The organism is Enterococcus durans NBRC 100479 = LMG 10746 (assembly GCF_001544215.1).
In the GTDB taxonomy this organism is placed as follows: Bacteria; Bacillota; Bacilli; order Lactobacillales; family Enterococcaceae; genus Enterococcus_B; species Enterococcus_B durans.
In genome coordinates this window covers 46,808-59,318 of sequence record NZ_BCQB01000003.1, presented here as the reverse complement: position 1 = coordinate 59,318, position 12,511 = coordinate 46,808, and the positions used below count along the sequence as shown (strand labels likewise).

Annotated in this window: 11 protein-coding genes and 1 riboswitch; of the genes, 8 read left to right on the top strand and 3 right to left on the bottom strand. The window is 38.3% G+C overall.

Annotated features, from left to right (window positions below):
- Window positions 1–13 precede the first annotated feature (13 nt).
- On the top strand, window positions 14–640 hold the full coding sequence (locus ED2_RS01505; RefSeq protein ID WP_005880261.1) for a hypothetical protein: 627 nt from the start codon (window positions 14–16) through the stop codon (window positions 638–640).
- Window positions 641–773: 133 nt separating this feature from the next.
- On the opposite strand, the gene ED2_RS01500 is transcribed toward ED2_RS01505, so the two are convergent.
- Window positions 774–1,883, bottom strand: coding sequence for an ABC transporter ATP-binding protein (locus ED2_RS01500; RefSeq protein ID WP_016177711.1), 1,110 nt, complete (start codon window positions 1,881–1,883; stop codon window positions 774–776).
- A 174-nt stretch (window positions 1,884–2,057) separates the two neighbouring features.
- On the opposite strand from ED2_RS01500, the gene mgsA reads away from it, so the two are divergent.
- Together mgsA and ED2_RS01490 are read left to right on the top strand one after the other, a co-directional pair.
- Window positions 2,058–2,480, top strand: a complete 423-nt coding sequence (gene mgsA, locus ED2_RS01495) for a methylglyoxal synthase (RefSeq protein ID WP_005876625.1) — start codon at window positions 2,058–2,060, stop codon at window positions 2,478–2,480.
- Between the two features lie 157 nt (window positions 2,481–2,637).
- Window positions 2,638–2,737, top strand: a riboswitch (THF riboswitch).
- Window positions 2,738–2,774: 37 nt separating this feature from the next.
- Window positions 2,775–3,311: a folate family ECF transporter S component gene (locus ED2_RS01490; protein ID WP_005876627.1), complete on the top strand. Its 537-nt coding sequence runs from the start codon at window positions 2,775–2,777 to the stop codon at window positions 3,309–3,311.
- Window positions 3,312–3,354: 43 nt separating this feature from the next.
- Here ED2_RS01490 and ED2_RS01485 read toward each other — a convergent pair whose 3' ends face one another.
- Together ED2_RS01485 and ED2_RS01480 are read right to left on the bottom strand one after the other, a co-directional pair.
- Complete coding sequence (locus tag ED2_RS01485) at window positions 3,355–5,118, bottom strand: ABC transporter ATP-binding protein (protein WP_016177712.1); 1,764 nt, start codon at window positions 5,116–5,118, stop codon at window positions 3,355–3,357.
- A gap of 1 nt (window position 5,119) precedes the next feature.
- A complete protein-coding gene (locus tag ED2_RS01480) occupies window positions 5,120–6,835 on the bottom strand; it encodes an ABC transporter ATP-binding protein (protein ID WP_060789678.1) in 1,716 nt (571 codons plus the stop codon).
- Between the two features lie 313 nt (window positions 6,836–7,148).
- Between ED2_RS01480 and ED2_RS01475 the strand changes: the two genes are divergently transcribed.
- The 5 genes from ED2_RS01475 to ED2_RS01455 all read left to right on the top strand — a co-directional run bounded on the left by ED2_RS01475 (window position 7,149) and on the right by ED2_RS01455 (window position 12,501).
- Window positions 7,149–9,917, top strand: a complete 2,769-nt coding sequence (locus ED2_RS01475; RefSeq protein ID WP_016177713.1) for a sigma-54-dependent transcriptional regulator — start codon at window positions 7,149–7,151, stop codon at window positions 9,915–9,917.
- Between the two features lie 76 nt (window positions 9,918–9,993).
- Window positions 9,994–10,413 (top strand): PTS sugar transporter subunit IIA, encoded by a 420-nt coding sequence (locus ED2_RS01470; protein WP_016177714.1) that lies wholly within the window; start codon window positions 9,994–9,996, stop codon window positions 10,411–10,413.
- A gap of 12 nt (window positions 10,414–10,425) precedes the next feature.
- Window positions 10,426–10,896, top strand: a complete 471-nt coding sequence (locus tag ED2_RS01465) for a PTS sugar transporter subunit IIB (RefSeq protein ID WP_005876636.1) — start codon at window positions 10,426–10,428, stop codon at window positions 10,894–10,896.
- A gap of 17 nt (window positions 10,897–10,913) precedes the next feature.
- On the top strand, window positions 10,914–11,693 hold the full coding sequence (locus ED2_RS01460) for a PTS mannose/fructose/sorbose/N-acetylgalactosamine transporter subunit IIC (protein WP_016177715.1): 780 nt from the start codon (window positions 10,914–10,916) through the stop codon (window positions 11,691–11,693).
- The gene (locus ED2_RS01455; RefSeq protein WP_016177716.1) at window positions 11,680–12,501 is read left to right on the top strand and encodes a PTS system mannose/fructose/sorbose family transporter subunit IID; all 822 of its coding nucleotides are present in this window, start codon (window positions 11,680–11,682) and stop codon (window positions 12,499–12,501) included. The genes ED2_RS01460 and ED2_RS01455 overlap by 14 nt, the downstream gene beginning before the upstream one ends.
- Window positions 12,502–12,511: the final 10 nt, after the last annotated feature.

The window sequence follows — 12,511 nt, the reverse complement described above, 5'->3', positions numbered from 1 at the left end:
AGGAGAGGGAAAAATGAAAAAAAATTCAGTACGAACACTTACGATTTCTGCATTATTGATTGGTATGGGTGTGATTATCCCGATGGTGATGCCTAAAATCATGATTCCACCAGCATCTTTTACATTAGCTTCCCATGTGCCATTATTTATTGCCTTATTTTTTTCACCTGGTGTAGCAATTGCTGTCGCATTAGGTACAACATTCGGTTTCTTTTTATCTACACCATTCATTATTGCATTACGTGCATTATCGCATCTAGTATTTGCCGTTATTGGGGCATGGTACTTACAAAAAAATCCACGAATCGTTTTGAAAGACGGTCAAGTGACATTAGCAAATTGGCGTTTTCAAAGTTTTAATCTGGTGATCGGCATCATCCATGCGATTACTGAAATGTTAGTCGTCAGTGCCTTCTTCTTTATGGGGAATATGCCTGAAACGTATTATTCAGGTGGTTATTTCTACACTGTATTTATTTTGATGGGTGTGGGAGGTCTGATCCATAGTTTAGTAGATTATAATATTGCTTACTTTGTTGCAGGAACATTGAGCAAATATTTCGATATCCCAATATTTACTAAAGCAAAACAATTAGAAAAAAAAGAAATCATTGGCAAGACAGTTAAAAAAGTCGCTTAAAATGATCAGCTGATCATCAAAAGAAGAAAGTTTATGAGGACTCGTCCTCAGCAAGCTTTCTTCTTTTGATTTGTGAGGAGAAAAAAAAGAACGGTACAAGAGTTATCCTGTGCCGTTCTTAAAGGGGGCAATTTTAAGGTAAAGTAATGACTTCTTCTGTATCTTTATCAAAGAAATGACCTTTACTGATATTGAAGGCTAGATCCACCATTTCACCTGGTTTATGGAAATCACGCGCATCGACTTTAGAAATAAACTCAGTAGAACCTGTCTTAGTATAAAGCATTGTTTCCGCACCAAGTAATTCTGAAACGACAACTTCAGAGTTGACCACGGCTTCTGGAGAAGCTTCTAAAGCGACTTGCTCGCTGTGGATGTCTTCTGGACGGATACCGAAGATGACTGCTTTTCCTTCATAACCTTTTTCAACTAAAACTTTATTTTTTCCTTCAGGTATTTTCAATTTCAAACCATGGCCATCTGAGATCACGCCATTGTTCAAAGTCACATGGAAGAAGTTCATTGCAGGTGAGCCGATAAAGCCAGCTACGAACATATTGACAGGAGTGTCATATACTTCTTTTGGTGTACCGATTTGTTGGATGAAACCATCCTTCATGATAACGATACGGTCAGCCATCGTCATTGCTTCCGTTTGGTCATGGGTCACGTAGATCGTTGTTGTTTCTAAGCGTTGGTGTAATTTCGCGATTTCTGCACGCATGGCAACCCGTAATTTTGCATCCAAGTTTGACAATGGTTCATCCATCAAGAATACTTTTGCATCACGGACGATTGCTCGACCCAATGCGACACGTTGGCGTTGTCCACCAGATAATGCAGCTGGTTTACGTTTCAAATATTCAGTCAATCCTAGGATCTCTGCTGCATTTTCTACCCGTTTTTTGATGTCTGTTTTGTCATATTTTCGCAATTTTAGACCGAATGCCATGTTATCAAAAACAGTCATGTGAGGGTAGAGGGCATAGTTCTGGAAAACCATCGCGATATCACGATCTTTTGGTGCTACATCATTCATGACTTTCCCACCAATGTTCAGTTCACCTTCGGAAATATCCTCTAGACCCGCGATCATTCTCAATGTTGTTGATTTACCACAACCGGAAGGCCCAACAAAAACGATGAATTCACGATCATCGATCGATAAATTGAAGTCGTTTACAGAATAGTTTTCTGCGTTGTCATATTTCTTGTATACATGTTTTAATGCCATTTCTACCATTTGTCATTCCACGCTTTCTATTAGTTTTATTCGTTAAACAAATTATATGTGAAAGCGTTATCTTTTTTCTATGTCACATTGAACAACAATTGATTTAAATTTTGGTCAATGTGCTCATCTTTGATGTAAAATGAAAAGGGACACATTTTTTGGCAAGAAGAAGGAGTGATAGAGATGAAAATCGCGTTGATCGCGCATGACCGAAAGAAACCGATGATGGTCAAATTAGCAACTGCTTATCAAACAATATTGGAAAAACATGAACTTTTCGCTACAGGCACTACTGGTGCGAAAATCACAGAAGCAACTGGCTTGAAAGTCCATCGTTTTAAATCTGGGCCATTAGGGGGAGATCAGCAAATTGGTGCGATGATTTCTGAAGATGAATTGGATTTGGTGATTTTTTTACGGGACCCTTTAGCAGCTCAACCACATGAACCAGATGTTACTGCACTGATTCGTTTATCCGATGTCTACGAGATTCCGCTTGCAACAAATATTGGCACTGCAGAAGTACTCCTGAGAGGATTAGAAGCTGGCTTTTTAGATTTTCGTAAAGTCGTGCATGAGTTAGAAAAGCGTCCATTATCTTTTTGATAAAATTCGGTATTTTTAAAGTATAATGCCATTTGATACAGAAATATGTCGTCTAATCACGAACTTAGAAATAGGTATATTTGAAAATATATGTTTTTTTATTTACAGTGACTAGTGAACTATGCTATAGTTTACCTGGGAATGATTTCCCAAAATAATCAGAGTAGGAAATAAAGCGTTAAGTGCTGAGAGGATGGGATGTTGCCTCTTTGACGAAGGACAGAATTGTTCGCGGTTTTATTTTCGCATTCGCTGCATGTATTGTGTAGCAGCTCTTAAAGGAGATGCTAGGAAATGAAGAAAAACAGATTAGACGCACGTATGATCGCTATTATGGGATTGTTGATTGCCTTGATGGTCACCCTATCCCGATTAGTATCGATCGAAACACCTTTTATTAAGATCAGTGTGACCTTTATTCCACAAGTGATCATGGGGATTTTGTTTGGTCCTTTCTGGTCAGGGATTGGAGCGGTATTAGCTGACTTAGTAGGAATGGCATTATTTTCAAAAACAGCCTTCTTTATTGGATTTACATTGAACGCCTTTATCGAAGGAGCAATCTATGGGTTCTTTTTTTATCGAAAAGAAATCACTTGGAAAAATGCGATCTTAGCTACCTTGAGCGTCACGTTGATCATCAACTTGATTTTGACGCCGTTATGGCTAGCGATGATGTACCACGTACCATTATTTAGTTGGGTCGTTTGGGCACCTCGTCTCTTAAAAACAGTGATTTGGATCCCTCTACAGTCCATAGCGATTTATTATGTTGGACGAAGTATTCCATATAAAAAGATATTAAATAGTTTAACTATTCATGCAAAATAAAAAACAAGCAGTCTTCCCATCCCAGAAGACTGCTTGTTTTTTATTATTGTTTTGTAAATTGTGCTTGGTATAACTGATGATAGTAGCCATTTTTTTGTAGTAGTTCATCATGAGTACCCATCTCGACGATTGCACCTTGGTCCATTACAAGGATCTGGTCGGCGTTTTTGATTGTTGAAAGACGGTGAGCAATGACGAAACTGGTTTTTCCTTGCATCATGGCGAGAAAAGCATTTTGGATTTTCTTTTCGGTCAATGTATCGACTGAACTGGTTGCTTCATCTAAGATTAGCATAGGCGGATTACTGATCATTGTACGAGCAATGGTCAATAGTTGTCTTTGCCCATCAGAGATTTTAAGGCCTTGTCCGCCAATTTTAGTATCTAATTTTTCTGGCAGACGTTCGACAAATTCATACATGTAAGAAGCTTTTAAGGCTTGATTGATTTCCTCATCACTAGCGTCTGGCTTGCCGTACTGAAGGTTTTCTCTTAATGTACTGTCAAATAACCAAGTGTCTTGTAGGACCATACCAAAGCTTTTTCGTAAAGTATCTCTTTGGATATGTCTGATGTCATAGTCGTCAATAGTGATATAACCAGAAGTGGTCTCATAAAAACGCATCAACAAGTTGACTAACGTTGATTTTCCTGCTCCAGTTTTTCCTACGATCGCAATTGTTTGACCTGGTTCAGCTTTGAAGTTGAAATTTTCGATCAGACGTTGTTTTGGTTCATAGGAAAAAGAAACATGATTGAAGACGACTTCTCCTTTGATCGTGTCTGGATTCAAAGCATACGCATCTGGATCATCAGGTGTTTCTTCAGGTTGGTCAATCAATTCAAACGCTCGTTCTAAACCAGAAAAAGCTGTCTGTATTTGAGTAGTGATACCTGAAAGCTCAATGAACGGTTTTGAAAATTGACTGGAGTAGATCGTAAAGCTTGAAATCACACCGACAGTGATCGCTGACCCACTTCTTAGCGCAAGCAACCCGCCCACTAAACCGATAGATAGATAAGCCATATGATCAATAAAACGTGAAGAAGGATTGGTTAATGAAGATGAAAATTGAGCACGTTGGCCTTTTTCGTAGAGATCTGCGTTCAATACTCTAAATTGTTGCTGATTCACTTCTTCTTGTTGGAAAGCTTTGATTATCTTTTGATTTCCGATTCTTTCGGTAACGAATCCAGAGATGTTTCCAATGATCTTTTGTTGATTGTCGAAATCATTTTGAGAAGCTCGAGCTACGATCCAACTAACCAGAAAGATGATTGGCGTCGAACAAACAACCACCAAAGTCAACAAAGGACTTAATCTTAACATAAAGATAAAGGATAAAACGATAATCGCTACACCTGCGAATAATTGATTGAAGGCGGCTGATATGGCAATGGAGATGTTGTCCATGTCATTTGTAAAACGACTGACGATATTCCCATGAGAATTTTGATCGTAGTAGCGAAGGGGCAATTTATTCAGACGAGCAAATGCATCTTTTCTAAGTTTAGCTACTGAAAGATAAGCCAGACGGTTACTCAAGACCTGGATCAGCCACTGACTGACTACATTGATCAAAACGATACCGCCAGATAGTAAAAGTAAGTGGAAAAGCTTAGTGAATCTAACCTGACCGACACCAATTATTTGATCGATACTTTGACCAATCTGTAAGGTCATAACAACAGTCGCGATCCCATTGATGATCCCTAACAGGATAGCTAACCAAATGTCTTTGGAATAAGCCGTAAGATAAGGAACAAAACGTCTAAGGATTTTCCAAGAGATTTTTTTTGTTTTCATACTATGCTTCCTCCTGTGAGGCGACGATTTCGCGGTATTCTTCTGAATGCGCTAGTAGATCTTCGTGAGTACCTTGAGCCACGATTTTTCCTTGATCCATTACTAAAATCGTATGTGCTTCTTGAATCGAGCGGATCCGTTGCGAGATGATGATCACGGTGCTGTCCAATGACGTTTGTAACGCTTTTCTCAGATTTAGATCGGTTTGATAATCGAGAGCGCTCAACGAATCATCTAGGATAAGCAATTCTGGTTTGGCAATCAATGCACGTGCGATGGTTAGTCGCTGCTTTTGTCCACCAGAAAAATTCTTTCCGTTCTCCATTACTTTAGTATCCAAACCTTTAGGGAGTTGGCGAACGAAATCTTCTGCTTGTGCAATCCGTAAAGCTTCCCAACATTCTTCATCGCTCGCTTCTTGTTTTCCCCACTGTAGATTTTCACGAATCGTTCCAGTAAACAAGACAGAAGTCTGCGGTACTTGTGAAATTTGGTGTCTTAAAGAATCAAGGTCCCAAGAACGTACATCGACTTCGGCAAAGGAAATAGCACCAGCGCTAACATCATAGAAGCGAGGAATCAATTGAGTCAATGTGGTTTTCCCGCTACCAGTAGGACCAATGATCCCAAGGACTGTCTTTCTTTTTAGCTGGAAGGTGATATCTTGTAAGGCTAAGCCAGAATCTGGTGTATAGCGAAAATCAACATGATCGAATTGGATCATATTCTGAGAGTGGAAATCAGGAGTGAGAGGTTCAGCGGCATCAACAATGGTATTTTCTGTGGCTAACACTTCTTTGATTCGATTTCCTGAAGCTTCGGCTCTTGTAAAAATGACCACTAGATTAGAGACGACGATTAGTGCCAATAACATTTGATTCATATAATTGATCAAGGCTAAGACTTGTCCCTGTTGTAAATTACCAATGTTGACTTTGATTCCCCCCACGGTCAATAGACAGATGATCCCCACGTTCATAATCAAAGTGGTTGCAGGAGATAATAGAGCAGAAATATTCGAAACACGAAGATAATTCTTTGCCAGATCATCAGTGTCGTTATTGAATGTATCGATTTCTGTAGCTGTACGAGAAAATGCACGGATCACACGTACACCACTTAGATTTTGACTAACAGTTGCGTTTAGGCGATCTAATTTTTCTTGTACCTTTTGATAAAGAGGAATTGTTTTTTTGATAATAAAATATAAAATAACTGAAAAAATAGGTAATAGTGCTAAGAAAAATAAGCCCACTTCCCAATCAATGACAAATGCCATGACTACTGAGCCGATACTTAAAAAAGGAGCACGGATCAACAAACGGATGACCATTGCGAGAGCCAGCTGTAATTGATTGATATCATTTGTCATTCGTGTGATCAGCGTATCTGTTCCAAAGTGGTTCAGTTCACTATGTGAAAATGAATTGATTTTTTTGATTAGCTGATTGCGCAGTTCGGTACCGAACCCTTGGGAAGCAACCGATGCGTAATATTGACAGATGATGGCACAAACTAAGCCAATCACTGACATAGCGATCATCCAGACCCCCATTTTGATAATCATTCCTCGATCGTTCATTTTAAGCCCATTATCGATCAAAGACGCCATCAAAAGAGGCAGGATCAATTCGAACACAGCTTCAAAGAACTTGAATACTGGGCCTAAAATGATCTGTTTACGATAATCTTTTGCATAACGTAATAATTGAATCATATGATTCCTCCTAACAAAGTTTTCAGCTAATCACTATCCAGAAAAGAAGTAATGGTTTTTTAGCTGCTTGAACATATTGGATATCAATAAAGATATCTAAATGAATTCATTCCTATATATAAGTAGGTACTCTCACATTGTAGCTTATGAAATTTAGAATGAAAAGTGAACAAGCCTTTTCATAAATGAAACTTTAAAGTGAATTTAACGTTTTCGCTGATTGTTCCGCTTTTTTTGAATCAATGGTGAAAAAAACAAAATCTTTTATTGACAAAATGAATGCGTTTTCTATTATTGGAGAGAGGTGAAAAAAATGCTAAAAAAAGAAATTCTGACTTATTTAGAGAATCAAACTGCTTTTATCGATATCGATCAGATAAGCGATGTGTTTACAGCGAAGAAATTGGCAGAATATTTCAACGTGAAACGAAATACGATCAGCCATTATTTAAATCAATTAAATGAGGAAGAGTTGCTAGTAAAAGTGAACTCACGACCGGTTTATTATTTTCATAAAAGTGCGTTTGAACATCAATTTTTTCCTTTAAGCAAGACGTTCTATTCTTCGACAAATAAAATAAAGGAAGAAAAACCAATATTTGCGCGCAGTAAAGATTTATTTTCATTAGTGATCGGTCATGACGCCAGTCTCAAAGAAAGTATCGAGCAAATCAAAACCGCTCTTTTTTATCCTGATGGGGGACTTCCTGTCTTACTTACAGGAGAAAGTGGGACTGGTAAAAGCTATCTTGTAAACATTATTTATCAATATTGTTTGGAATATGATCTGCTGACAGAAAATGCCCCCCTCATCACATTGAATTGTGCGCAATATGCGGATAATCCAGAATTGTTAACAAGTAATCTATTTGGTCATGTCACAGGTGCTTATACAGGTGCAGTTCAAGATAAAATAGGTGCATTTGAGGCCGCAGATGGAGGTATCCTCTTTTTGGATGAAGTCCATCGATTAAGTCCAGAAGGACAAGAAAAGTTGTTTACGTATTTAGATAAAGGAATCATTTATCGCATGGGAGATACGAACCATGCAAGAAAAGTCGATGTTCGCTTGTTCTTTGCAACAACAGAAGAAGTAACAAGCCATTTTCTCCACACTTTTACACGTAGGATACCGATCAAAATCGACTTACCTTCTTTAAAAGAACGACAAAAAGAAGAACGACTGGAATTGATCTATTCCTTTTTTTTAGCTGAACAGCGAAAAATCAAGTATCCAATGAAAGTAAGCGGACAAGTACTGACGATTTTATCGAATCAGGATTTTAGCGGCAATATCGGAGAATTGAAGAATAACGTCAAGGTTGCGGTAGCAAAAGCATTTGCAGAGCAGAAAGAAGAAGATAAGCTATGTATCAAACTGCAACATCTGCAAAAATATCTCTTAACGCTTTCTCCCAATAATAATTCGACCCAATCAGATGTATGGATCACTGATAAACAGAACCTTGAATATTTAATGGAAAAAAGGCAGCCAGAACAAGAGCGGATCATTCGCTGTTTTGAAGAGTTGCTTTTGACTTTCAAAAAAAGTGGAACCTCTTTGAACAATTGCGAGGATAAACTAAAAGAAGAAGTTGTGCATTTATTTGATTTTTTGCTCTTTGAGACAAGCCGACAAGAAAAGCATGAATTACTGGTCTATTGGATGCATACGATCCGTGAAACGCTGAAACAGATGGAAAGTGCCTATCAAATCAGATTTGATGGGAACACCGTGTATGCATTAAGTTATTATCTGTATCAGCGTAGTACAGTCAAATGGCTACCAGATGAAGAGGAAATCCTTCAATTAATGAAGGGATTATCCCAGCAATTAGAGCTACTTTATCCAGCGAATTATCAGTATGCTACGCGTATTTTGGAGTTGACGCATTCAAAACTAGATTTAGATAGCACGTTGTTGGATAAAATAATTTTAACGATCTATCTGAAACGGACGAAATGGTCAAAAGAGCAAAGCATCCCCAAAGCGATCATAGCCGCACACGGGTATGCAACAGCCAGCAGTATGGCAAATGTCGCGAATCGTTTATTAGGACAAGATCTATTTGAATCATTTGACATGCCACTAGATGTGACGCCACAACAAATTGCGAATGAAATCATTGATTACAGTAACCATCATGATCTATCGAACGGCTTGATCATCCTAGTGGACATGGGTTCTTTGAAGGAAATCTATCAATTATTTAAAGATCAAGTATTTGCACCGATCGTGATCTTGAATAACGTGACGACACCCTTAGCGATCACGATCGGTGAAAGAATGCAGAACCTTTTGGATCTAGAGACGATCGTTCAGCAAGCCGTTGATGCTACAAAATCAGAATGGAAGATCATCTATCCTGAAAAACATAAACCAAAAGCATTACTCGTCACTTGCGCCACGGGGATAGGCACAGCCACTCATATGGCTGAATTATTGGAAAAAAGTTTGCCAACAAATCATGCGCTAAAAATTATGCCCTACGAATATCATGTGTTAGCTGAAAGAAAGAAAAAAGAAACTGTTTTCTCAATGTATGATGTCATAGGCGTCATTGGAACGATGAATCCGCAAATTGAAGTTACGCCCTATTTATCTATAGAGTCCTTGATCTCAGGCGAACAAATGGATCAGCTCACTGAATGGTTAGTGCCAATTTTTCCCGAAAAAGAAAGGGGAGATTTTGATCAGCGCTTCGTACGTAATTTTTCATTGGAAAAAGTTTTAGATTCGGTCACGATTCTGGATACGGAAAAAGTAATGACAGAGATCGAATATTTCGTACGTGAATTAGAACTTAGATTGGCTACAGACATCAATACACCAAAAAAGATCGCGCTTTACGTCCATGTCAGCTGTTTGATTGAACGCCTGATCCGACAAATTCCCATTGAAAATTATCACGGTCAAGAGACGATATCGAAGTGTCAAAAAGAAATGTTTGATTCTATAAAAGAAGCATTTAGTGTCATCGAAGAACATTACAGTGTCAAGATTCCTACTTCAGAGGTAGCCTATATCTATGATATTTTGATAAATATTGAAGAGAAGATAGGGAAAGACGAAGAATTCTGATCAAAACAAGATACGGCCACTATTTTTGGCATGTATCTTGCTTTATTTAAATTGAGAGTAAGAAAGAGGTGTTAAAGTGGAAAAAAAAATCATCATTGCTTCCCATGGACATTTTGCTTCGGGCATTTTAAATTCGTTGGAGCTTATCTATGGGACGCATCATTCGATCACTGCTTTAGATTGTTATATGTCTGAATCATTTGATCTGACCAAATCAGTTAAACGATTGATCGAGGAATATAAAGGAAAAGAGTTGATCATTTTGACCGATTTGTTTGGCGGAAGCGTGAATAATGAAATTTTACAATATATTGATCAACCAAACATCTATTTGATTGCTGGATTGAATTTACCTTTGTTGATTGAGATCGTCGCACAAGTCGAAATGGTAGATTCAATCACTGAATTGATTCAACGAGCATTACGTGAGTCGAAAGAAACGATCCAGTTCTGCAATGAAAGCATAAAAACAAAAATCGAAGAAGAAGAATTTTAGGAGGGGTATCAAATGATTATTTTAACAAGAGTAGATCACCGTTTATTACATGGTCAAGTTGCATTTTCTTGGACACAGGCAATCGGAGCAGATTGTATTTTGATTGCAAATGATGATGTACCAAAGAATGAAATACGTAAAACAACAATCAAATTGGCTAAACCACAGGGCGTAAAGTTAGTGATCAAATCGATTCAAGATTCAATCAGTGCGTTGCAAAGTGGTGTCACAGATAAATACAAATTATTCATTGTGGTGGAATCGATCAAAGATGCCTATGCATTAGCAAAAGCTTGCCCTGAGATCAAACACATCAATTTAGGAGGGATCAAAGCGAAAGAAGGAACGAGAAGTTTAGGAAAAGCGGTCAATGTTTTACCCGAAGAAGAAGAATTATTGAAACAGTTGCTGACGGATCAAGTAGAAGTTGAAATCCGTCAAGTGCCTGCAGACAAAAAAGTAGCTGCCAAAGAAGTTTTATGAGAAAGGAAGGTTAAATTATGATCCTACAAGCGGTTCTTTTAGGACTAGTTGCTTTTATTGCACAATCAGAATATGCGTTAGGTACTTCCCTGCTTTCTCGGCCAATTGTCACGGGATTATTTACCGGGATCGTGTTAGGTGATGTTAAGGCAGGTGTCATCATGGGGGCCACTTTAGAGTTAGCTTTTATTGGTTCATTTTCAGTTGGTGCCTCTATCCCACCAGATGTTGTGACGGGCGGTATTTTAGGAACAGCATTTGCAATCACTGCAGGAGCAGGAACAGAAACAGCTCTATTATTAGGGTTGCCGATTGCAACGCTCACTTTGATTTTGAAAAATGTTTATTTAGGTTTATTAATCCCGTTGATGACCCATAAAGCAGATCGTTATGCAGAAGAGGGAAATTACAAAGGCGTTGAACATATGCATTTACTCGCTGGGTTTGGACTGTCCCTTATGTTAGGTCTAATTGTGACGATTTCCTATATGGTGGGAAGCAATACGATCGGCAGTCTGCTAGAAAAAATCCCTGATTTTGTTCAAAACGGATTAACTGTTGCTACGGGATTGATTCCAGCATTAGGATTTGCGATGTTAGCCCGCCTATTAATCAATAAAAAAGTAGTGCCTTATTTCTTTTTAGGATTTGCTTTGGCTTCTTACTTGAAGATACCAGTTACTGGAATTGCTATTTTTGGGGCCATTTTAGCAGTAGTAGTAGTAAACATCATGAATGTTCAAAAGACAGCTGTTCAAACTTCAGCAGGGGAGGTAGAAGAAGATGAAGACTTCTGAACAAGACAAGAATCGTATCACTAAAAAAGAATTGAACCATGTATTTTGGCGTTCCTTTCAGATGGAATTTTCTTGGAATTATGAGCGACAAATGAATATGGCTTACGCATATGCGATCATCCCTATCCTAAAAAAGCTTTACCATACGAAAGAGGACATGGCTGCAGCCTTGAAACGCCATTTAGAATTCTTCAATACGACGCCACATATCGTCACCCTGATCTTAGGGATAAATGCCGCCATGGAAGAAGAAAATATACATGATCCAGAGTTTGATGTGACAGCTATCGATAGCATCAAAACATCTCTCATGGGGCCTTTAGCTGGCATCGGAGATTCCTTCTTTTGGGGGACTTTGCGCCTGATTGCTACAGGTGTTGGCACATCACTTGCATTGCAAGGGAACATCTTGGGGCCTATTCTTTTTCTTCTGATTTTTAATATCCCACACATTTTGCTTCGCTATTTAGCAACTGGCTGGGGCTATCGATTGGGAACCGGATTTTTAAAAAAAATCCAAGCAAATGGAATGATGGAAAGTTTGACATTTGGTGCTTCGATCATTGGATTGATGGTAGTTGGTGCAATGACTGCTACGATGATCAGTATCAATATTCCTTTGAAAATCGGATCAGGTGAAAATGCAGTAACTGTGCAAAGTATTTTCGATGATATTGTTCCCAATATTTTATGCTTAGGTGCATTTGGCGCTGTGTTCTATTTATTGAAAAAAGAAGTAAAACCTTTAATGTTCTTGATTGGATTAGCTATATTTGGCATTGCTGGTTCATGGATCGGTATTTTTTAGAAAAGAGGGA

Coding starts and splice junctions, on each gene's coding strand:
- ED2_RS01505 (WP_005880261.1), top strand. CDS start 14: ATGAAAAAAAATTCAGTACGAACACTTACGATTTCTGCATTATTGATT.
- ED2_RS01500 (WP_016177711.1), bottom strand. CDS start 1,883: ATGGTAGAAATGGCATTAAAACATGTATACAAGAAATATGACAACGCA.
- mgsA (WP_005876625.1), top strand. CDS start 2,058: ATGAAAATCGCGTTGATCGCGCATGACCGAAAGAAACCGATGATGGTC.
- ED2_RS01490 (WP_005876627.1), top strand. CDS start 2,775: ATGAAGAAAAACAGATTAGACGCACGTATGATCGCTATTATGGGATTG.
- ED2_RS01485 (WP_016177712.1), bottom strand. CDS start 5,118: ATGAAAACAAAAAAAATCTCTTGGAAAATCCTTAGACGTTTTGTTCCT.
- ED2_RS01480 (WP_060789678.1), bottom strand. CDS start 6,835: ATGATTCAATTATTACGTTATGCAAAAGATTATCGTAAACAGATCATT.
- ED2_RS01475 (WP_016177713.1), top strand. CDS start 7,149: ATGCTAAAAAAAGAAATTCTGACTTATTTAGAGAATCAAACTGCTTTT.
- ED2_RS01465 (WP_005876636.1), top strand. CDS start 10,426: ATGATTATTTTAACAAGAGTAGATCACCGTTTATTACATGGTCAAGTT.
- ED2_RS01460 (WP_016177715.1), top strand. CDS start 10,914: ATGATCCTACAAGCGGTTCTTTTAGGACTAGTTGCTTTTATTGCACAA.
- ED2_RS01455 (WP_016177716.1), top strand. CDS start 11,680: ATGAAGACTTCTGAACAAGACAAGAATCGTATCACTAAAAAAGAATTG.